The 18,606-nt window shown below is 68.3% G+C and carries 19 protein-coding genes; 11 read left to right on the top strand and 8 right to left on the bottom strand.

Annotated elements, in window-relative coordinates; translation table 11 throughout:
* Positions 1 to 263: 263 nt before the first annotated feature.
* Entirely contained in the window at positions 264 to 677 is a 414-nt protein-coding gene (locus ABGB18_RS43520; RefSeq protein WP_347701565.1) for a PIN domain-containing protein, read from the bottom strand.
* Entirely contained in the window at positions 674 to 934 is a 261-nt protein-coding gene (locus ABGB18_RS43515; RefSeq protein ID WP_347701564.1) for a CopG family transcriptional regulator, read from the bottom strand. The genes ABGB18_RS43520 and ABGB18_RS43515 overlap by 4 nt, the downstream gene beginning before the upstream one ends.
* A 526-nt stretch (positions 935 to 1,460) precedes the next feature.
* Between ABGB18_RS43515 and ABGB18_RS43510 the strand changes: the two genes are divergently transcribed.
* Positions 1,461 to 2,249 carry a class I SAM-dependent methyltransferase gene (locus ABGB18_RS43510; protein ID WP_347701563.1) on the top strand — a complete coding sequence of 263 codons (789 nt, stop codon included), beginning with the start codon at positions 1,461 to 1,463 and terminating at the stop codon, positions 2,247 to 2,249.
* 154 nt (positions 2,250 to 2,403) lie between these two features.
* Here the strand turns inward: ABGB18_RS43510 and ABGB18_RS43505 are convergent, their stop codons facing one another.
* The gene (locus ABGB18_RS43505) at positions 2,404 to 2,931 is read right to left on the bottom strand and encodes an EF-hand domain-containing protein (RefSeq protein ID WP_347701562.1); all 528 of its coding nucleotides are present in this window, start codon (positions 2,929 to 2,931) and stop codon (positions 2,404 to 2,406) included.
* Positions 2,932 to 3,432: 501 nt separating this feature from the next.
* Between ABGB18_RS43505 and ABGB18_RS43500 the strand changes: the two genes are divergently transcribed.
* The 3 genes from ABGB18_RS43500 (at position 3,433) to ABGB18_RS43490 (ending at position 6,982) form a co-directional block, all read left to right on the top strand.
* Positions 3,433 to 3,948: a GNAT family N-acetyltransferase gene (locus ABGB18_RS43500; protein WP_347701561.1), complete on the top strand. Its 516-nt coding sequence runs from the start codon at positions 3,433 to 3,435 to the stop codon at positions 3,946 to 3,948.
* 1,308 nt (positions 3,949 to 5,256) lie between these two features.
* The gene (locus tag ABGB18_RS43495; RefSeq protein ID WP_347701560.1) at positions 5,257 to 5,931 is read left to right on the top strand and encodes a GNAT family protein; all 675 of its coding nucleotides are present in this window, start codon (positions 5,257 to 5,259) and stop codon (positions 5,929 to 5,931) included.
* 1 nt (position 5,932) lies between these two features.
* Positions 5,933 to 6,982 carry an aspartate-semialdehyde dehydrogenase gene (locus ABGB18_RS43490; RefSeq protein WP_347701559.1) on the top strand — a complete coding sequence of 350 codons (1,050 nt, stop codon included), beginning with the start codon at positions 5,933 to 5,935 and terminating at the stop codon, positions 6,980 to 6,982.
* Between the two features lie 124 nt (positions 6,983 to 7,106).
* Here the strand turns inward: ABGB18_RS43490 and ABGB18_RS43485 are convergent, their stop codons facing one another.
* The gene (locus ABGB18_RS43485; protein ID WP_347701558.1) at positions 7,107 to 7,304 is read right to left on the bottom strand and encodes a hypothetical protein; all 198 of its coding nucleotides are present in this window, start codon (positions 7,302 to 7,304) and stop codon (positions 7,107 to 7,109) included.
* Positions 7,305 to 7,578: 274 nt separating this feature from the next.
* Here ABGB18_RS43485 and ABGB18_RS43480 point away from each other — a divergent pair, with 274 nt between their 5' ends.
* The 5 genes from ABGB18_RS43480 (at position 7,579) to ABGB18_RS43460 (ending at position 12,121) form a co-directional block, all read left to right on the top strand.
* Entirely contained in the window at positions 7,579 to 8,580 is a 1,002-nt protein-coding gene (locus ABGB18_RS43480) for an SMP-30/gluconolactonase/LRE family protein (protein WP_347701557.1), read from the top strand.
* 209 nt (positions 8,581 to 8,789) lie between these two features.
* The gene (locus ABGB18_RS43475) at positions 8,790 to 9,485 is read left to right on the top strand and encodes a DUF4097 family beta strand repeat-containing protein (protein WP_347701556.1); all 696 of its coding nucleotides are present in this window, start codon (positions 8,790 to 8,792) and stop codon (positions 9,483 to 9,485) included.
* Positions 9,486 to 9,814: 329 nt separating this feature from the next.
* Positions 9,815 to 10,660, top strand: coding sequence for an LLM class flavin-dependent oxidoreductase (locus ABGB18_RS43470; RefSeq protein WP_347701555.1), 846 nt, complete (start codon positions 9,815 to 9,817; stop codon positions 10,658 to 10,660).
* A gap of 29 nt (positions 10,661 to 10,689) precedes the next feature.
* Positions 10,690 to 11,409, top strand: a complete 720-nt coding sequence (locus tag ABGB18_RS43465) for a hypothetical protein (RefSeq protein ID WP_347701554.1) — start codon at positions 10,690 to 10,692, stop codon at positions 11,407 to 11,409.
* A gap of 211 nt (positions 11,410 to 11,620) precedes the next feature.
* Positions 11,621 to 12,121, top strand: coding sequence for a hypothetical protein (locus tag ABGB18_RS43460; RefSeq protein WP_347701553.1), 501 nt, complete (start codon positions 11,621 to 11,623; stop codon positions 12,119 to 12,121).
* 276 nt (positions 12,122 to 12,397) lie between these two features.
* Here the strand turns inward: ABGB18_RS43460 and ABGB18_RS43455 are convergent, their stop codons facing one another.
* The 3 genes from ABGB18_RS43455 to ABGB18_RS43445 form a co-directional block, all read right to left on the bottom strand.
* Positions 12,398 to 13,555, bottom strand: a complete 1,158-nt coding sequence (locus tag ABGB18_RS43455) for an alkaline phosphatase PhoX (RefSeq protein WP_347701552.1) — start codon at positions 13,553 to 13,555, stop codon at positions 12,398 to 12,400.
* A 192-nt stretch (positions 13,556 to 13,747) separates the two neighbouring features.
* The gene (locus ABGB18_RS43450; protein ID WP_347701567.1) at positions 13,748 to 13,936 is read right to left on the bottom strand and encodes a dihydrofolate reductase family protein; all 189 of its coding nucleotides are present in this window, start codon (positions 13,934 to 13,936) and stop codon (positions 13,748 to 13,750) included.
* A gap of 331 nt (positions 13,937 to 14,267) precedes the next feature.
* Positions 14,268 to 15,218, bottom strand: coding sequence for an AraC family transcriptional regulator (locus ABGB18_RS43445; RefSeq protein ID WP_347701551.1), 951 nt, complete (start codon positions 15,216 to 15,218; stop codon positions 14,268 to 14,270).
* 73 nt (positions 15,219 to 15,291) lie between these two features.
* On the opposite strand from ABGB18_RS43445, the gene ABGB18_RS43440 reads away from it, so the two are divergent.
* Positions 15,292 to 16,287 (top strand): SDR family NAD(P)-dependent oxidoreductase, encoded by a 996-nt coding sequence (locus ABGB18_RS43440; protein WP_347701550.1) that lies wholly within the window; start codon positions 15,292 to 15,294, stop codon positions 16,285 to 16,287.
* 59 nt (positions 16,288 to 16,346) lie between these two features.
* Here ABGB18_RS43440 and ABGB18_RS43435 read toward each other — a convergent pair whose 3' ends face one another.
* Complete coding sequence (locus tag ABGB18_RS43435) at positions 16,347 to 17,621, bottom strand: flavin-dependent oxidoreductase (protein ID WP_347701549.1); 1,275 nt, start codon at positions 17,619 to 17,621, stop codon at positions 16,347 to 16,349.
* Positions 17,622 to 17,760: 139 nt separating this feature from the next.
* Between ABGB18_RS43435 and ABGB18_RS43430 the strand changes: the two genes are divergently transcribed.
* Complete coding sequence (locus ABGB18_RS43430; protein ID WP_347701548.1) at positions 17,761 to 18,531, top strand: IclR family transcriptional regulator; 771 nt, start codon at positions 17,761 to 17,763, stop codon at positions 18,529 to 18,531.
* Positions 18,532 to 18,606 lie beyond the last annotated feature (75 nt).

The raw sequence follows: 18,606 nt of genomic DNA, 5'->3' as shown, positions 1-18,606 counted from the left end.
CAACTCTGGCCTTGGACACACCGCCCACGTTCATGACAACGGCGGTTGCCTATGTCCCGAGACACACTCTGTTGAAGTTTCCTATGTCTTGCGACATGGGTTTCCTATGTCCTGAACCAGCACACTGTCAGCTGCTCCAGCTGTGAAAGCCAAGGTAGACCGATGGGTTTGGCATCTGGGCCTTGATGTTTCGTGATGTTGTTGATCCCTGTGTGCCATTAGGGTCATGATCACCTGTCAGAACCTGCAGGACGGGGCATGACTCAAACCTTGACGACGGTAACGCGTACACCGCACAGTGCGGCGAGGTCCTCGGGGTCGGAGGTGAGGACCGTGACGGGGCCCGGGGCAGCGAGGGCGGTGGCGCTGAGCATGGCATCGATGGCGTACTTGTGCCCGTGCAGGCCGGCGTTGGACAAGAGTGTGGCGGCGTGGCGGGCGATTGGTTCGGTGACCGGTTCGATGACAAGGCGGGACAGCGTCCACTCCAGAGCCGGCCGGTTGACGCGAGGGTGGACCACCTCGACGAGGGTGGTGGCAGAGGTGATGACGCGGAGGTCGTCAGCACGGGCGAGAGCAAGCCATGCGGTGACCGCACGGTCGCGCAGGACGGCCTTGGCCAGCCCCTCGCTGTCGAGGACAAGGGTGCCGCCGGGAGTGGCGGAGGAACGGGTCACGCGGTCGCCCCACCATTGGCCTGTCCCCGCCGGGCCTGGTGGAGTTGGTCGCGCAGTGCCTGGACCTCGTCGTCGGTGATGGGGCCGTGCTCGGCCTCGGCGACCTGAATGAGTTCGCTGAGGTTGTCGCGCTCAATCTGGCGGGCGACGGCCGCGGCGACGTAAGCCGACAGGCCGGAAGGACCACTCCGGGATCGGGCGGCCTCGGCGATGTCACGCGGCATGGTGATCGAATACTTTCCAGTAGGCTCGCTCATGCGCTTTATCCTACCGCTTATCCTCCCGCGTGGCGACTGCCTTGTTAGCCTCGGGAGGACCGCCGTCGGTGGTTGCGCATCGGCGAGAGCTGAGCGCTCTCCTTGCTTCCTCCTCAGGCGGGACAACGGTAGACGGGGATGACCAGGCAGGCGGTGTGCACGTCGCGCGGGAAATACCAGATCGCGGGCTGATCGTCGTGCCATCAGCGTGCCATTGAGAGGGGTGACGAGGGGTCAACCACGGGCACTCACGACCGACATCAGCCCCAGGTCAACGCCCATGCGAGCCAAGATCCCTGCAGTTCCCAAGCTGACGGCGCGGGTTCGATTCCCGTCACCCGCTCTCATACTGAAAGCCCAGGTAGATCGATGGATTCGGTACCTGGGCTTGATCATGCATGGGCCTGTTTGATCTTCGCGGGCGTTGAATCCGGCCATTAGCTTTTGGACCACCCCGCTGGGATCGGTCCGATTGAGGCTTAATGCAGGTGCATGAGGGTATCCGCCGTGGTTAGCCTTGCCGTTCGTGACTGATCAGACGACAGACGAGATGACCGGCGACCAGATACCCTCGAATCGGAGCAGGCTGACCTTCCACGGGCCGTTGAGTGAGGAGCGGGCCGCGGGGTTGCTAGCGCGCCTGGTTGTGACGGAGCCGACGAGCGTGCTGGACATCGGCTGCGGCTGGGGCGAGTTGAGCCTCCGGCTGCTCGCCGCCGCGTCTGGTGCTACGGGCATCGGCATCGACCTGCTCGAGCGGGATCTGGAACGCGGCCGGGCCCTCGCGGCCAGTCGCGGTCTGGCGGACCGGATGGAGTACCTGGAGGAGTCAGCCACCGGCACCCAGCGCGGTCCCGCCGACGTGGTGCTGTGCGTGGGCTCGGGGCAGGCGCTCAGCGACGCCCCGGCACCCGGCCAGTTCGGTGAGGCTCTCAAGGAGCTGCGCAGGCTGGTCAACCCCGGCGGCCGCGTGCTGTACGGCGAAGGGTTCTGGGAACGCCGGCCGCAGCCGGAGGAGCTGGCCAGGATGTGGCCAGGTGCCAAGCCCGACGATCACCTTCCACTGGACGGCATGGTAGAGGCGGCGGTGCAGGCCGGGTTCCGGGTGGAGTGGCTGGAGGTCGCTTCTCAGGAAGAGTGGGACCAGTTCGAGGCGAGCTATCTTGCCGACATCGAGGTATGGCTGGCCGCCAACGCCGGCCATCCCAAGGCCGCGGAGCTGCGCGCCGACACCGACCGGCAGCGCGCCTCGTACCTGACCGGCTATCGCGGGATCCTTGGGCTGGTCTATCTGACGTTGGTCCCGGTGGCATGACAGAGACGCCCGCGCCGACGGGTTATCTCCACGATGCGGATCGTCCGTACGCCTGTCGAGCAGATCTCCAGCCTGGCCGAAGGTGAGGGGATCACGTCAACGCCCGTGCCCGTTCTCGTAGCGACCAGCAGGGGGTCACGACGCCACCTTCGGGCTATTCCACCAGCGCGCCGAATACGTGGGTTCCGGGAGCGTCAGGGTCGTCGCCGGCCCAGAACTCTGTCCAGTGGATGCGGAACTCGTCGCGGGTGAGGTGGCCGTCACCGTCCAGGTCGAGGCGCGGGAAGATCTCATCGGTCGCTGAGGGCGCCCCGTTCCACGTTGCGATGAGCGCACCGTATTCCGAACAGGAGATGAGGCCGTCGCCATTGAGGTCGATGGCCTCGAACATCGCGTCGGCAGTGCCGGAGACCGCGTCGGCCATGTCACCGAGTTTTTCCACGACGCGAAGCACCTCGTCGAGGGAGACGGCGTCGTCGCCGTCAGGGTCGGAGGCGGCCCGGAGCACCGGCCACCAACCGGTCATGATGGAGGCCAGTCGCTCCGGGTCGACGGACCCCGCGACGGCCGTCCAGCGGTGGGCGAGCGCCTGGAAGTCCGCCTGGGTCAGTCGGCCGTCGCCGTCCGCATCCATCGCCCGGAAGACTCCGCCGACCTTTCTACGCTGGAACTCACTGGCCACATTCGCCTCCGCTCTTGGGGGAAACTAAATGTTGTCGAGAGATCACTGATCGTGACTATGCTCATTTGAGTGACGAATCTGTTACGTAGCGTGGAGGCCCTGGTTTGTGACGTAGGAAAGTTTGTGACGTAGGAAATCGTCATCTGGTGGACGGGGTCGACGGGGATCCAAAATCGCCCCAGCCGCCCCGAGGGCACGTGCGGTCGATCGCGCCACAGCCACCTTGTACCTGTCGACGGGTTCGATCGTGGATTTCGTCCCGCAGGCATCAGAGTGTGAGCGCTCCCGCTCCGTTGAACAGAGAGCACTTGACCGTCGTGCCATAAGCGTGCGATTGGGGGGATGGCGATTGGTCAATCACGGTCACTCACGACCGGTCTCAGTCGCAGGTCACGCCAGAACGAGGCAAGATCCCTGCAATTCCCAAGCTGACAGCGCGGGTAGCACGCTGGCGGCCTACGCGCCCAACCTCCTTGGGACGCCTCACAGTAGTGTCTACGCATGCCTGATGTGATCACGGTCCACCCCGCGGAACCTGGTGACGGGGACATCCTCGGCGAGATCCACGCCCTGTCTTGGGGTGTCTCGCACGGTCCGTTTTGCACGCCGAAAGTCGCCGCGGCCGGGATCGAGGAGCGGCGCACCAAGTGGCACGGCATTCTGGCCGAGGGCGTGGACACGATCCTGCTGGCGCGCTTGAACGAGCGGCCGGGGGCCTTCGCCCGGTTCGGGGCCTCCGCTTCCCGCCCCGGCCTCACGGAGATCCAAACCTTCTTCGCCCACCCGGACGTCTGGGGCAGCGGCATCGCGATGGTCCTGTTGATGGCAGTCCTGGATCGAGTACGAGACGCCGGCTACGACGACGTGCATCTGTGGACACTCCGGGACTCCGCCCAAGCGCGCCGCTTCTACGCCAAGAATGGCTTCACCGAGACTGGCAGGACCCACGACCACGAGTTCGACGAAGGTCCCCCGCTGGCCCTGGTTGAGTTGGAGCGAGCCGTGCCTGGCCGCTGAAACGCTCGTCCCCCACTTCGTCGTGCTGAACGCGACGCCGTACTGGCAGACAGCACCGCATTCGGCCATGCCGGCCTGTCGTACGGCCTGCACCCTCGCCGGCCTCGTACGTCGTGCCATTTCCTCCCGCATTCCGTCAGGGCTCGGTGGGACACCTTCGAACCTTGTGCGGGGGCCATGGGCAGGGATGGCAAAGAAGGTGGAGTGCCAATGGCAGGACGCGAGAACTGCTGGTGGCGGCGGCCCCCGGAAGGGGCGTCCGGGCTCGCCTGAGCAAGGAGGTCACCTTCAGCGTGCCGTTCCAGGGAACGGGGACCGGACCAGGAAGCCGGATACACCCGCCTCGCGTGGACCGCGGAGACTGTTGAGTGGCCACGAGCTTGGGCTTGCCGCGATGGTTGCCTGGGCGGTCATGCTGTGCGGGCTGCCGTCGAGCTCGACCACAGTGGCTCCGGCCTCCGGGGCGGTGATTACCGCCTGCGGCAGCGCCCCTGGGCTGTTGGGCACGACGGCGGCTCACAGGCCGGGGCGCTGGAAGGGCAGCTGCCCTTCCAGCCGGGAGAAAGCCCGGAGGAAGCGGCCCGGGTTCACCCGGGGCGGGCTTCGCCGGCCCACCCGGGATATCGGGGTGGACCCGAAGGCGAGCGAAACGAGCGGGCCTGTCCCAGGGGCTCGAAAGGGGCCGGAGTCCCCTGGGGAACGCTGTCTGGAGTTTCCACCTCAGCCGCCTACGGAGCCCTGTCGTGAACCCGGCGATCACCCTGGAGCCGGAGTACCGCCGCCGAGGGCATATCAAATTAGTTTCGGCGAGGCACGCTGCGTTTCGCGCTCTGAAGGGGTACGGGAACCACGCGCGTGACCGGTGACGATCCACAGCCGACGACTCACGACACGTCCACGAACGTTGATCGGAGGTCACGCGAAGTGCTCAGGAACCGGTCGACGGCCACCGCCGAGGGCCGAAGCCGCGTAATTCAGCCTGAACAGCTGGCCACCTCCCAGATGGACACTCATCCGATACAACGAGACTCCAGCCTCTGGTGGAAGCACTCCGGCTCCGGAATGATCGCCGCGCCAAGCGTCAGGGCCGTAAGTGGCTGAGGTGGGAGTCTGGTCAGCCAGGTCGCGGGCGCCACATATCCCTGGCGGGGGCGATCGCGGCTGAGGCCGCCATGGTGACGTTCGACCTTGATGGATAAGCAGCACTTCATGGTTGGCGCAAGAGGTATTAACTGGATTGAATTGATCATTCGTGGCAGGGTCGGCAGTGCTTCGCTTCACCTTGCGTACCCTTCCAACAGGAGGCTCATGATCATGCATGGCGACGCCCCACCGAAACTGCAGTTGCCCTTTGATCTTGCCGGTCTGGACGCGTCGCCTATCGGGACCGGCCGACTGGTGCTTCGGCCGATCCGCGCGCAGGACGCCGACGACATCCATGCCTACCAGCGGCTGCCGGAGGTCGTGGCCTACCTGCCCTGGCCTCTGCTCGACCGGGAAGCCAGCCATGAGCACACCGAACTGCGTACGAAGCAGCGCACCTTGGCCACCGATGGGGACAGGGTCGCCCTCGCGATCGTGCTGCCCGGCGAACCGAGCGTCGGCGGCGGCGGGGAAGGCCGGGTCATCGGCGACCTCACCTTCATCCTCACCAGTGCCGCCCACGCCCAGGTCGCGGTCGGATGGGTCCTGCACCCGGACTTCCAGGGACATGGGTATGCCCGTGAGGCGGCCACAGCGCTTCTCGACCTAGCCGCGGGTCTCGGCGCACACCGGATCGCGGCGACGGTGGACGCGGCCAACAAGCAGTCTCTCGTTCTCTGCGAACGGCTCGGAATGCGCAAGGAAGCAACCTTCCACCACGACCGGTACGGCCAGACAGGTTGGCGCGACACCGTGATCTATGCCGTCACCGATGCCGAATGGCTCGGCCGCCGGACTTCCGGAGCAGCAGCAGACACCACACCCCCAGGAGCGCACTGAGATGGGTCTCAGCATCGGCGTCGTCGGCGCCACCGGTCAGGTCGGCACGGTCGTCCGAGCGATCCTTGAGGAACGCGGGCTCCCCGTGGATCGGATCCGCTTCTTCGCCAGCGCCAGAAGCGCCGGCACCACCCTGCCCTGGAAGGGCGCCCAGATCCCCGTGGAAGAGGCCGCCACCGCCGACCCGAGCGGGCTGGACGTCGCGATCTTCTCGGCGGGGGCCGCCATGTCACGTGCCCAGGCGCCGCGGTTCGCGGCGGCCGGCGTGCTGGTCATCGACAACTCCAGCGCCTGGCGCATGGATCCCGAGGTCCCCCTCGTCGTCAGCGAGGTCAACCCCCACACCCTCGACCAGGCGGTGAAGGGCATCGTCGCCAATCCCAACTGCACCACCATGGCCGCGATGCCCGCCCTCAAGGCCCTCCACGACGCGGCCGGTCTGCGGCGCCTGGTCATCAGCACCTACCAGGCCGTCTCCGGAGCCGGACTGGCGGGCGGTGAGGCTCTCCTGGCCGAGTTGGAAGCCGCGATGGCGCAGGACCCGCGCGGGCTCGTCCACCGAGGCGACGCCGTCGAGTTCCCGCCCGCGGCCGAGTTTCCCGCCACCACCGCGTTCAACGTGCTGCCGCACGCCGGGGACTTCGTCGACGATGGGCGGGGCGAGACCGTCGAGGAGCACAAACTCCGCGACGAGAGCCGCAAGATCCTCGAACTGCCCGGCCTGCCCGTCAGTGGCATCTGCGTACGCGTCCCCGTACTCACCGGCCACTCACTGTCGATCAACGCGGAGTTCGCCGAGCCTCTCACCCCCGCCCGCGCTCGTGACCTGCTCAGCCGGGCGCCGGGCGTCAAACTGGTCGACGTGCCGACGCCGCTGCGGGCCACCGGCACCGATCCCAGCCTGGTCGGCCGGATCCGGCAGGACGAGGGCGTCCCGGGCGACCGAGGTCTCGCCTTCTTCGTCTCCGGCGACAACCTTCGCAAAGGTGCCGCGCTCAACGCGGTCCAGGTCGCCGAGTTGGCCGCCCGCCGGACGGTCACGGTCAGGTAGGTCCGCCGTCAGCGGCCGAGCCGGTCGGGGCGAGTGCGTCTTCCGGTCGCGGCCGGGGCGCGTTACCGGCCGCCGGTCTGCCTGAGCGCGTCGCCTAGCGTCTCGGCGCTGGTCACACCGACGATCACATCGGCCGTCCTTCGGGGGCGCGGCGGCTTTCCACGCGGGCCGGCTGGGCCGGCGGCTTGAAACGACGATCGGACATCGCAACCTCCTTCGTCGCCGAGGTCCGCTTGCCCGGCCGGAAAGAGGTTGTCTTGTCCAGTGCGTTGACGTGCTGATCGAGGTGAGAAAATCCCTGCCCGCGGGCTGGCAGCGCCATCGCACGCTGCTTACAGAGCAGTGATCGGCTCAGCGTGGAGGCAACCGTCGGGAAGGCGTCGATCGCGGCCCGCGTCAGTCGCAGGGACCCACCTGGGCCGGCGCCCAGGACGTCCTCGAAACCAACTCCCGCCCGGCGGCTTCCGTGACCGGGTAGCGCCTGCCGATCAATCGTGAAGTCAGATCGCTTTCGGTGAAAAGTATGCATTGGACTCATTGATTGCTGATGCTGCAGGGTTGTTGGCGTTCTATTCGGACATCACAGGAGAGCTTTTATGCCTGCGACATTTATCCGCCGCTCGTTTGGCGTATCGGCCGTGGTCGCGCTCACCATGACCGTGGCGCCGGTTGCCGCATCGGCTGAGGTTTCCGACAGCGGCCGGTATCCGGCAGTGATCAACGGTCATGCGCCGACGTTGCACCCCGAGGGAGTCGTCTACGATCCCGAGCGCAAGGCGTTCCTTGTCAGCTCGATGCGCCACGGGACCGTGTCCATCGTGCGGCCGGACGGATCGGTCAAGACGCTGGTACACGACCCGAAGCTGATCTCCGCTGTCGGGATCCAGATCGACTCGGCCCGCCAGCGGCTGTTCGTGGCGAACGCCGACGACGGCGCCAGCGTGCAGTCCTCGCCCGCGACCCAGAAGCATGTGGCCGGGCTCGGGGTGTACGACCTGCGGACCGGGAAGCGGGTGCGCTATGTGGACCTCGCCGCGACCACCGGCGGGGCCAAGGAGAACCACTTCGGTAATGACATCGCGGTCGCCCCGGACGGGACCGCGTACGTCACCGACTCCTTCGCGCCCGTGATCTATCGGGTCGGTACGGACGGCCGCGCATCGGTCTTCCTCCGCGACGACCGGCTCGGCGGCAGCGACTTCGCGGCCAACGGCATCGCCTGGCAGGATGGCAACCTGATCGTCGCGAAGACCAACGACGGCACGCTGTGGCGGGTGTCGGCGAAGGACCCCAGCTCGCTGCGCCGGGTGCCGCTCGACCGGCCCCTGACCGGCGCGGACGGCATCGCCCTACGCCGCGACGGGTCGCTGCTGGTGGTGCGCAACAGGCTCAGCCAAACCCCCGCCAACGCGGTCGCGGTCGTACGGCCGGCCAAGGACTGGGAGAGCGCAAAAGTCGCCGGCCAGAAGTTCTGGAAGGATCCGGCACCGACCACGGCGGCCGCCGACCCGAACGGCCGCTTCTACGTGCTGAGCGGGCGCATGGATTTGCTGTTCGCCGGCAAGCCGGTGGACACCTTCACCCTGCGGCGGTTCTGAACGGACGTGGTTCTGACAGCGTGGCCCTGACGTCACGCTCGTCAGGGCCACGGCGACCGACCGGCCGTGCCGGGACTTCGGATGCGAGCGCGGGGCTGGTCGGTCGTGGGCTTTCACGGCGGCTCAGCCGGTCTCAGGGACGCTGTCAGGGGGACTATCAGGGACGTCCCGGATCCCGCCCCGGCGTGCCTTCCGTGAAACTCGGCTTCATGAGCATGAGGAGCCTAGTCGTGGTCGCGGGTTCGGCGACGCTCGCGGCGCTGTTGACCGGGTGCGGCATGGCCGGCGCCCTCGAGCAGGACACGGCGTCGTACGACGTCACGGACAAGGTGACCGCGATACAGATCGAGTCCGACGCGGGCGGCATCGAGGTGACCGGGTCCGGCCGGGAGGGCGTCCACGTGACCGAGCAGTTCAGCTGGCGCGGAAAGAAGCCCGTCGCCAGCCATGAGACGCAAGGGGACACCCTTGTGCTGAAGTTCACCTGTCCGGGCGGCTGGCTGGGCGGAGCGAGCTGCGAAGTCGGCTACCAGGTCGAGATCCCGCGCGGGCTGCGCGTCAAGACCGTCAGCGACTCCGGAAGCGTGACACTGCGGGACGTGTCCGGTGACGTGGACGCGGCCAGCGACTCGGGCAAGATCGACGGCAGCGGGCTGGCCGGTGGGCGCGTCGTCACGAAGACCGACTCAGGCGCCATCACGCTCGCCTTCACCGCCCAGCCGGACAAGGTGGAGACGTCGACGGACTCCGGCAACACCGAGGTGCGCGTGCCGGAAGGGCCGTACAACATCGCTGCCAAGTCGGACTCGGGCCACAAGGAGATCAACGCGCCTCATGACGCCGCGGCGTCGCGCTCGATCACCCTGTCCAGCGACTCGGGCGCGATCAAGGTCCTCGACTCCTGAACCACCTCCAGCTCCGCGCCGGGTACGGACGGGTGACGGCGCCCACTCAGCAAGACCCTCAGCCACTCCGAATGACTTCACCGAGAGCCATGAGGGGTACTGGGAGGGCTTATTCCTGATGGAAACCGGTCATCCCGGCGCCATCGAGGGCGGGTCATCGTCGGGCCGATCGATCGATTTGCTGGATGAACGCCGTCCGTCCTACAGTGTGATCACTTCGACGTGATGCTCTCCAGAAGTTCGCCGCAGGGCGAGAGCGTCCCACCTCGATGAGGTGCCGGAGGGGCGGCAGTCGTCTTTGTCGACCCTTCCCTTCGGAGGCATCACTCATGAACGTCGGTATCGGCCTGCCCATTGGCGACCCGGTCACCCTGCTGGACTGGGCTCGGCGCGCCGACGCCGGGCCCTTCAGCACGCTCGGCCTGCTCGACCGGCTGGTCTACCACAACCCCGAACCCCTCATCGCCCTTGCCGTGCTGGCGGGCGCCACGTCCCGTGTCCGCGTCCAGACCGAGGTGCTGCTGGCCCCGCTGCGCGAAACCGCCCTGCTCGCCAAGCAGGCCGCCACCCTGGACCGGATGACCGGGGGTCGCCTGACCCTCGGCCTGGGGATCGGGGGCCGCCAGGACGATCACCAGGTCGCGGGCGTCGACATCCGCACCCGAGGGCGCCGCCTGGACAAGCAGATGGCGGTGATGCGCCGCATCTGGTCCGGTGAGTCGTACGGGCAGGACGCCGGCCCGATCGGCCCCGCACCGGCCCGTTCCGGCGGTCCTGCGGTGCTTTTCGGCGGCTTCCAGCCCGTCGCGCTCGAACGCGTCGCACGCTGGGGCGACGGGTTCCTGGCCGCCGCGGCACCCTCGTGGGCGGGTGGCCTGTTCGACACCGTACGCACGTTCTGGCAGCAGTACGGCCGGGACGGCCAACCCCGCATCGTCGCGCAGGTCAACGTCGCGCTCGGCCCGCAAGAAGTGATCGACGACGCGCGCGCCAACATGCACGCGTACTACACCTTCACCGGCATGGCCGACCGGATGGTCGCCGGTATGCTCACCACGCCCGCCGAGGTCCGCGCGGCGATCGCCGCCTTCGCCGATCTGGGCGCCGACGAGGTCATGCTCTATTGCCACGGCCTGGACCCGGCCCAGGTGGACCGCCTCGCCGAGGTGGTGTGAGGGTGAGGCGCGCCTGACGAAGCCCGACCATGAACCGGAGCCTCGCCGTGGTCGTGGTCGGTATGCGGCGGGTCAGCGTGTGCGCCGATGCCCGGTTGCCCGGATGGGATAATTCCCTGATGGGCACCTCGAGGACCACCTGGCTCAACACGACGCACGATTGGGCGCGAGGCGTGGACGTCGATCACCTCGCGCACATTCGTCAAAGGCCCGCCGCATTCGCTCCCGGCGGTGTCCCGCACCTGATCCTGGAAATCGTCGCGTACGTAGCCGACGAGGCGGAGTGCAACAACGGGGGACGTTGTGCCATCACGCTCCTCCCCGATGGCTCAGTTTCCATTGCGGATGGCGGGCGAGGCACGGACACGCGCCTGGACGATCACGATCGGGCTGTGAAGAAACCGATTATGGCGTCGAAGGACCTACGGTTCTTCGACCATCCTGATGCGCAGGTGCTTCCCGATGGTCATCCGCGCCGGGGAATGTCCGTTGTCGCGGCCCTCAGCGAATGGCTCGTCCATACCAACCGCCGCCAGAACGGAGCCTGGACTCAGCATTACGAGTACGGCGTTCCTGTGACGGATCTGGAGCCTGTTGCCGGTGATGGCACCACCGGGACGGTCATCCATTTCCGGCCGGATGAGTCCCTGCCTGCGGGGAGCGGAATGACAGGCGATGAGCTCGTACGACTTGCGAGGTCGTGGCCGTCCTTGTCGTCGGTCGAGGTCGACGATCGGCGCGCTGGTTGAAGCAAAGCGCCTTGTCCTGGATCTGACGGCCGTCGTCGCACGGTTCGGGGTGCCGGCCGCCTGACCTGGCACCAGGTGACCACCGCGTCAGTGCTCGCGGTACGGCGGACGGCCGGTCAACCCGGTGGCCAGGTCCTCTCCCACCGTGTCGACCAACGTACGGGCTGGCACCGGGCGGTTGGAGTGTCCCGCTTGTGGTGGACTGAGGTCGATGAACGTGCCTGAGCGGACACCGCCCGAGGAAACCCTCCGGCTGGACATCGTCGATCACGAGGGCCGAACCACAGAGGCGACGCTCCTGCTCTGTGACTCCGTGCCGGCCCGGCTCGCACTCACCTGCCGCGGTCTCCGGCTGGAGGTGAGTGGAGATGACCTGCTGGATTGCCTCATCGGTCTGCGCCGCCGGTTGGAGGCGGAAGGGCTCAAGCTCTGCTGCCAGGGGGCGCGGGCTGACGTCTGGCCGTCGGGTCAGCTCCGGCAGTTCACGAACGGCCGCCTTGGATACGTCCTGGCAGCCAGAGCTCCGGGCGAGGCATTCGAGGAAGCCGACCTGTTCGCACCGGCCCGGCCCGGCGAGATCGTCTCGATCCTGCACCAGTGGGAAGCCGTCGCCCGGTTTCATGGGCTGGGTCGACGGTCGGATGCCTGGACTCGCCGCGATCATGGCGTAGGGGAGGGGGTGCGGGAAGAAGGGGCGCGTGGTGGGAGTTAGGGTGCGGGCCTGCCGGTTGCCAGGGTCTCGAACGTGGTCGCCGCCCTGGAGGCGTACGGCGTCGTCGAGCCGAGCGACGGACAGGTCCGGCTGACCCCGGCCTTCACGGCCCTGTCGGCCGACGACACTCTGATCGGCCTCGGCGGCGATGCGTGCTCATGCGCAGGCCGGAAGAGGGCTGATCGGACGCGTTCGGGCCGGAAGGGCCGTAAGGGGGCTGGTCGGAAAGAGCCGCACCGCGCACGGGCAGTCGTGCGCGGTGCGGGGCGACCGGTCTCAGGTGCGGAACGGGCCGGTCACGCAGTAGGTGATGCCGCCGGAGGAGGATCCGGAGGTGCCACGCTGGGAGGAGAAGTACAGGCGGTTCCCGGCGGGGTTGAAGGCCGGGCCGGTGATCTCCGAGGAGCTCTGGCCGCTGATCCGCAGGAACGGGGAGATCTTGTCGTCCTGGGTGATCAGGCAGATCTCCATGTTGCCGCCGTCCTCGGCCACGTACAGGTCGCCATAGGAGGAGCCGGTGACGTTGTCGACGCCGGTGAGCGGCGGGGAGCCGGGGCTGACCAGGCTGTCGTCGTAGGCGAGTTCGTAGGTGTTGTTGTTCAGGTTGAGCTGCCACACCCGGTTGTCGCCCTTGGTGGTGAACCAGACCGTGTCGTTGGCGTAGTGGCAGCCCTCGCCACCGTTGAACGACTTGGAACCGGACACCTGGCTGCGCGTCGCCGTCGGCGAGCCGTCGGGGTCGGGGACGTTCGCCCAGCTGAAGGAGCCTGAGGTGGCGGATCCCGCGATCAGGACCTGGAGGGTGCCGGATGACAGGTCGCCCCAGGTGCTGGGGATGAACCGGTAGAAGCGCCCGTTGGTCTCGTCCTCGGTGAGGTAGATCACCCCGCGTACCGGGTCGGCGGCGGCCGCCTCGTGCTTGAACCGTCCCATCGCGGGACGCTGGACGGCGGTGCCGCCGAACGGGTACGTCTCGTAGACGTAGCCCAGGCTGACCTCCTCGCACGACAGCCAGGTGTTCCAGGACGTCTTTCCGCCCGCGCAGTTGGTCCTGGTGCCGGACAGGATCCGGTACGCCGAGGTGACGTCGCCGCTGGAGTTGAAGCGGAGGGCCGAGGCGCCGCCGCCGGGGTTGATCTCGGAGTTGGAGACGTAGATCCAGCCGCTGCCGTCGGCGAAGCAGGCGCCTCCGTCGGGGGCGCTGTGCCAGATGTAGGACGTGCCGGGGACAGCTTGGCCGGAGCGGGCGATGACCCGGCTGGTGAAGCCGGCCGGCAACAGGATGCCGTTGGCGTCGGCGGCTTGCAGGGAGCCGTAGGGGCCGGGGGCGTTCTGGGCCGGGGCGGCCAGCGCGGCGCCCTGCCAGAGGGTGCCGGAGAAGGCGACCGTGCTCGCGCCGAGCACGGAGGCGCGCAGGAAATTACGACGTTCCATCGACGAAACCTCCTTGAGGGGTGCAGCCTGCCCGAACGTATGTCGGCGAAATGGACCTCCGCCTGTCGGAAAAGTTAACGCCGACAGTGCGACGGGACACATTCCGGTGCCCGCGGGCACGGCGTGTCGCGTCCTCCGAGTGAAGCCCGGCCATTCAGCGGCGTCAGGCGGGCGGCCCGCCAGGTCGCCTGGTCAGTGCGTCGCTCTCCCGTATCGCGTGAGCACGGTAGGGCCGGCGGGCTCGGCCGACAGGAACTCCAGGTGGACGGGTGCCCCGCCGGCGGGGAAGGGGCGGTCGCCGGCGCCGAGGATCGTGGGGAAGGTCAGCAGCCGGTATTCGTCGATCAGGTCCGCCGCCATCAGCGCGTGCACGAAGCTCAGGCTGCCAGTGAGCCTCCGCTCGAACTTTTCTCAAGAAAGGCGTCGGGGCAGGTCGAAAGCCTCGAACACGGCTGGATCGGCGAAGACGACATTGCGCGCTATCAGGCCACTTCAGGGAGATCTTCATGGGGCCCGGGTCGCGGGCCGTCTGAGCGAGAAGATGGCCGCCCCAGGGGGTAGCGGTCGGCAGCGCGTTCTTGATCGTCGTCATCAGGGTCATGTGGGCCGGTTAGCGGGCGTCAGGTCCAGGACCCCGACCGTCTGGCCAGATGGAGGCTTTTCGTCATGTGAGAACCCAATGGGGGGAATAGCCGGGCGAGCGCCGTGTACGTCATATCGCTACGGACTCGGCACGGGACGGCGATTCACCGCGCACCCGGCGCCGGTAGCGCAGCGGCGACTCCCCGACCTCCCGCTTGAACGCGGTGCTGAACGCGCTCTCCGACGCGTAGCCCAGCTCGGCCGCCAGCGACCCGACGCGGACGTCGCCGTCACGAAGAGCCCGCTGCGCCAGCAGCATCCGCCAGCGGTTGAGGTAGGCCAGCGGCGGCAGGCCCGCCACGGTCCGGAAGCGCTCGGCGAACGACGTCCGTGACATAGCCGCGGCGCTCGCCAGCTCCTCCAGGCCCCACTGTTTCCCGGGTTCGGCATGCATGAGGCCGAGTGCCGGACGCAACCGCTCGTCGGTCAGCAGCCGCAGCCACCCCGGGGGCGGCTCGGCCTGGCCGACGTACGCGCGCAGCACTTCGAGCAGCAGGAGCTGGCCGTACTGCCGGATCGCGAACGCCGAGCCCATCCGGCTCGTGGTCGCCTCGTCGAACAGCCGGTGGAGAGTGCCACGCAGGTTGGCCGCCGCGGCGGCCGAGGCCCGGACGCGCCCCACCGGCGGTAGCGCCTGCAGCAGCAGTGCCTGACCGGCCGGGTTGAGATCGACGCGACCGCCGACGACGACGTCATCGGTGCCGTGGCCGGCGGCGGCAAGGCCGGTGAAGGGAAAGCCCGCCTGGGGCGCGATCTCGCGGCGCGGTCCGTCTCCGGTGCCGCCTTGGAGCTCCAGCCATGACCGGTTGTTGAGGATGGCGACGTCACCCGGCTCCAGGTCGATCGGCCCGTCACCGCCGTCGGTGGTCAGGCGGGCCCGGCCGCTCACCATCGCGAAGAACTTCAGGGGGCCGTCGATGGCCGCGCGCGACACCCAGGGGCCCCGCGCCGCGAGCCCGCCCGATATCAGGCTGCGGATCTCGACGAGGTCGAACACCTCGGACAGTTGATCAGCGACCATGTTCGTACTATCGCGCAAAAAATACGGACTGACAACTATTCAGAGTCCGGGAGGCAGGCCGCAGGCTGGTGGCATGACACAGAAGCAGCACCCCATCGGAACCGGATTCACCGCCGCCTCGACCGCCGACGAGGTTCTCAAGGGCATGGATCTGTCCGGCAGGAACGTCGTCGTCACCGGTGGCCACGTCGGGCTCGGCCTGGAGACCACGCGTGCGCTCAGCAAGGCGGGCGCGTCCGTCATCGTGGGCTCGCGCGACCCGGACCGCGCCGCCCCCAGGCTGGCCGGGATCGAGCGCGTCGAAGTCGGCCGGCTGGACCTCCTCGATCCGGCGTCGATCGACGCCTTCGCCGCCCGCCTGCTCGATTCCGGCCGTCCGCTCCACATCCTGATCAACAACGCCGGCATCATGGCCGGACCGCTGGTGCGAGACGCGCGCGGCTACGAATCACAGTTCGCGACCAACCATCTCGGCCACTTCCAGCTGACCCTGGGCCTGTTGCCCGCGCTGCGTGCCGCTCATGGCGCCCGGGTCGTCAACGTGACCTCCGGCGGCCACCGGCTCTCTGACATCCGCTGGGACGACCCGCACTTCAACACCGGCTACGACCCCATGCTCGCCTACGGCCAGTCGAAGACCGCCAACGTCCTGTTCGCCGTCGAGCTGGACCGGCGCTGGGCGGGAGACGGAATCCGTGGCTACGCCGCGCACCCGGGCATCGTCGTCGGCACGAACCTGGGAAGCTCGATGCCCGAGGACCAGGTGCTGGCCCTGAACCAGGCCATGGGGCTGGTAGACGCCTCGGGCCGGCCGATCATCGACCCCGACCGGGAGAGGAAGACCCCGCAGCAGGGTGCCGGCACCGCCGTGTTCGCCGCGACCAGCCCGCTGCTCGCCGGCATCGGTGGTGTCTACCTGAAGGACAACGACGTCTCGCCGCTGGGAACCCCGGAGCCCATCGACTTCGGTGTCGACCAGCACGTGTCGTCCGACGTCGTACCGCACGCCATCGACCCGGAGTCGGCACGGCGGCTCTGGGAGCTGAGCGAGCGCCTGCTCAAGGCGTGAAACCCCGGCGACCCGGCCGCCGGGGCCCTGCCGGGGGCCTCACATCGAGGCGGTTCGGGTCATGCGTCGGTGCGCAGGGCCTCCGCTGAGAAGCCGGCGATGTCCTTGTAGCGTTGCGAGATCTCCGCCAGCTCCTCCACCTTGATCACATCGTCGATGGAGTCGAAGGGCCGGTCACCGGTGCGCTGCCACACCTCGCGGATGATCACGTCCGGCGGCATGCTCCGGTTGGCCAGCACCACCTGGGCGGTCGCGGGCAGCCGCTCCGCCTCGTACGCGCGCAGCGCCGTCACCGGGTCCGGCGCGGTGGTCAGGTGGTGGCGGAAGGCGCGGGCGTCGAGGATCGCCTGGCCGGCGCCGTTGGAGCCGCGCGGCACCATCGGGTGGGCGGCGTCGCCGAGCAGGGTGATCCGGCCGAAGCTCCAGCGGTCCAGCGGGTCCTGGTCCACCATCGGATACTCCAGTACGCTCTCAGAGCCGCGAATCATCGCCGGCACGTCGAGCCAGTCGAAGTGCCAGTCCTCGAAGGCGTGGATGAAGTCCTCCAGGTCGCCCCGCCGGTTCCAGTCGCGTTGCAGGTGGCGCGGGGTCTGGATCTCGACGACCCAGTTGAGGAGCTGGCCGCCGTCCGGCAGGTTCCTGATCGGGTAGGCGACGAGCTTGCCCTGGTCGATCCAGCCGGCCCGCACCATGCTCGCCCCGGACAGGAACGGCCTGCCCTCGGTCACGCCCCGCCACATGTTGATGCCGGAGTAGCGCGGCCGGCCCTCGTCCGGGTGGAGTTGCTTGCGCAGCGCCGAGTGGATGCCGTCACAGGCGACCAGCACCCGGGCCCGTACGGGGGTGAGCTCCGCGCCGTCGGGGCCGGTGAAGTGGGCGGTCACGCCGCTTTCGTCCTGCTCCGCCCGGACGCACCGGTGCCCGAGCACCACCGCGTCCGTGCCGAGGCGCTGCTGCACCGCCGCCAGCAGGATGGCGTGCAGGTCGCCGCGATGGATCGAGAACTGCGGGTGCTCGTATCCGGCGTGCAGGCCGGCCGGCTCCCGGTAGATGAGCTGGCCGAAGCGGTTGAAGAACACCGACTCCTGGGTGACGACGGCGGTTTTGCGGAGCTCCTCGCCGAGGCCGAGCCGGTGCAGTACGCGCGAGGCGTGCGGCAGCAGATTGATGCCCACGCCCACCGCGCCGACCTCGGGCACGGCCTCGTAGACGCGGCAGCCGACGCCGGCGTCGTGCAGTTCGAGCGCGAGCACCAGACCGGCGATGCCGGCGCCGACGATGAGGACCTCGCTCTCGGTCGAAGGGCTCGCGGAATCGGGGGACCGTCGCGGCATGAAGACTCCTGGCTCCTGTGCTGGGTGCGCCGGATGGCGGGGGATCGGGCCGTAACCGGCACTGGCGCCTGGTCGGGCGCCGAGCACATGGTGCCATCGTGTTGTCGATTGTGGAGCATACTGGGGTAATTTTTCTGTTATGCAGAACAACGCCCTCGGCGGGCTCCCCCCGTACGCCATCGGATCGGTGGACAAGGCGATGCTCATCCTGCTCATGATCCGAGACCGCGGCGAGGTGCGGGTCACCGACGTCAGCGACGAGTTGGGGGTTGCCAGGTCCACGGCCCACCGGCTGCTGCTCACCCTGGCGAACCGTGGTTTCGTCGCCCAGGACCGGGTCTCGCGGGCCTACCGCGCCGGCCGGGTCATGGTGGAGATCGGGCTGTCCGCGGTGGGCGGGCTGGACGTGCGGCGCAAGGCCAGGCGGCACATGGAGTGGCTGGCGGCCGAGTTGCACGAGACGGTCAACCTGATCGTGCTGGAGGGAAACGGGGCCCGCTTCATCGACGGGGTGGAGGGTGACCGGCCGTTGCGGGTGTCGTCCCGTACCGGGACGTTGCTACCCGCGCACAGCACCTCCGGCGGCAAGATCCTGCTCGCCGAACTGCCCGACGAGGAGGTGCTGGAGCTCTTTCCGGACGGCCTCACCCGGGTCACGGACCGCACCATCACCGACCCCGACGCGCTGCGCGCGGAGTTGCGCAGTGTGCGCGACCTCGCCTACGGAGTGAATCACGAGGAGAGCGCGCCCGGGCTGGACGCGGTGGCCGTGTGCGTACGCGACCACCTCGGCAGGGCGCTGGCCGCGCTCGCGGTCAGCCTGCCCCACCAGCGGATGACCCAGGGCAACCTGCACATGATCCTGCCCCTGCTGCGCACCGCGGCCGAGGCCATCAGCCGGGATCTGTGATCCGCCGGCCACACGCTAACCGCCACGTTGTTCCGCTGTGCAGAATCATTCACCTTTCGATTCCCTTTTGCGCAA

The organism is Nonomuraea sp. B12E4, assembly GCF_039871825.1.
In the GTDB taxonomy this organism is placed as follows: Bacteria; Actinomycetota; Actinomycetes; order Streptosporangiales; family Streptosporangiaceae; genus Nonomuraea.
The sequence above is the reverse complement of the archived record's forward strand: the minus strand, read 5'-3'. Positions and strand labels throughout refer to the sequence as shown.

Excerpts from the sequence above, each read along its gene's own strand:
- ABGB18_RS43480 (WP_347701557.1), top strand. The coding sequence starts at position 7,579 with ATGCCTGCGACATTTATCCGCCGCTCGTTTGGCGTATCGGCCGTGGTC.
- ABGB18_RS43500 (WP_347701561.1), top strand. The coding sequence starts at position 3,433 with ATGCCTGATGTGATCACGGTCCACCCCGCGGAACCTGGTGACGGGGAC.
- ABGB18_RS43460 (WP_347701553.1), top strand. The coding sequence starts at position 11,621 with ATGAACGTGCCTGAGCGGACACCGCCCGAGGAAACCCTCCGGCTGGAC.
- ABGB18_RS43445 (WP_347701551.1), bottom strand. The coding sequence starts at position 15,218 with ATGGTCGCTGATCAACTGTCCGAGGTGTTCGACCTCGTCGAGATCCGC.
- ABGB18_RS43490 (WP_347701559.1), top strand. The coding sequence starts at position 5,933 with ATGGGTCTCAGCATCGGCGTCGTCGGCGCCACCGGTCAGGTCGGCACG.
- ABGB18_RS43470 (WP_347701555.1), top strand. The coding sequence starts at position 9,815 with ATGAACGTCGGTATCGGCCTGCCCATTGGCGACCCGGTCACCCTGCTG.
- ABGB18_RS43455 (WP_347701552.1), bottom strand. The coding sequence starts at position 13,555 with ATGGAACGTCGTAATTTCCTGCGCGCCTCCGTGCTCGGCGCGAGCACG.
- ABGB18_RS43495 (WP_347701560.1), top strand. The coding sequence starts at position 5,257 with ATGATCATGCATGGCGACGCCCCACCGAAACTGCAGTTGCCCTTTGAT.
- ABGB18_RS43475 (WP_347701556.1), top strand. The coding sequence starts at position 8,790 with ATGAGCATGAGGAGCCTAGTCGTGGTCGCGGGTTCGGCGACGCTCGCG.
- ABGB18_RS43515 (WP_347701564.1), bottom strand. The coding sequence starts at position 934 with ATGAGCGAGCCTACTGGAAAGTATTCGATCACCATGCCGCGTGACATC.
- ABGB18_RS43465 (WP_347701554.1), top strand. The coding sequence starts at position 10,690 with ATGAACCGGAGCCTCGCCGTGGTCGTGGTCGGTATGCGGCGGGTCAGC.
- ABGB18_RS43440 (WP_347701550.1), top strand. The coding sequence starts at position 15,292 with ATGACACAGAAGCAGCACCCCATCGGAACCGGATTCACCGCCGCCTCG.
- ABGB18_RS43435 (WP_347701549.1), bottom strand. The coding sequence starts at position 17,621 with ATGCCGCGACGGTCCCCCGATTCCGCGAGCCCTTCGACCGAGAGCGAG.
- ABGB18_RS43430 (WP_347701548.1), top strand. The coding sequence starts at position 17,761 with ATGCAGAACAACGCCCTCGGCGGGCTCCCCCCGTACGCCATCGGATCG.
- ABGB18_RS43485 (WP_347701558.1), bottom strand. The coding sequence starts at position 7,304 with ATGGCGCTGCCAGCCCGCGGGCAGGGATTTTCTCACCTCGATCAGCAC.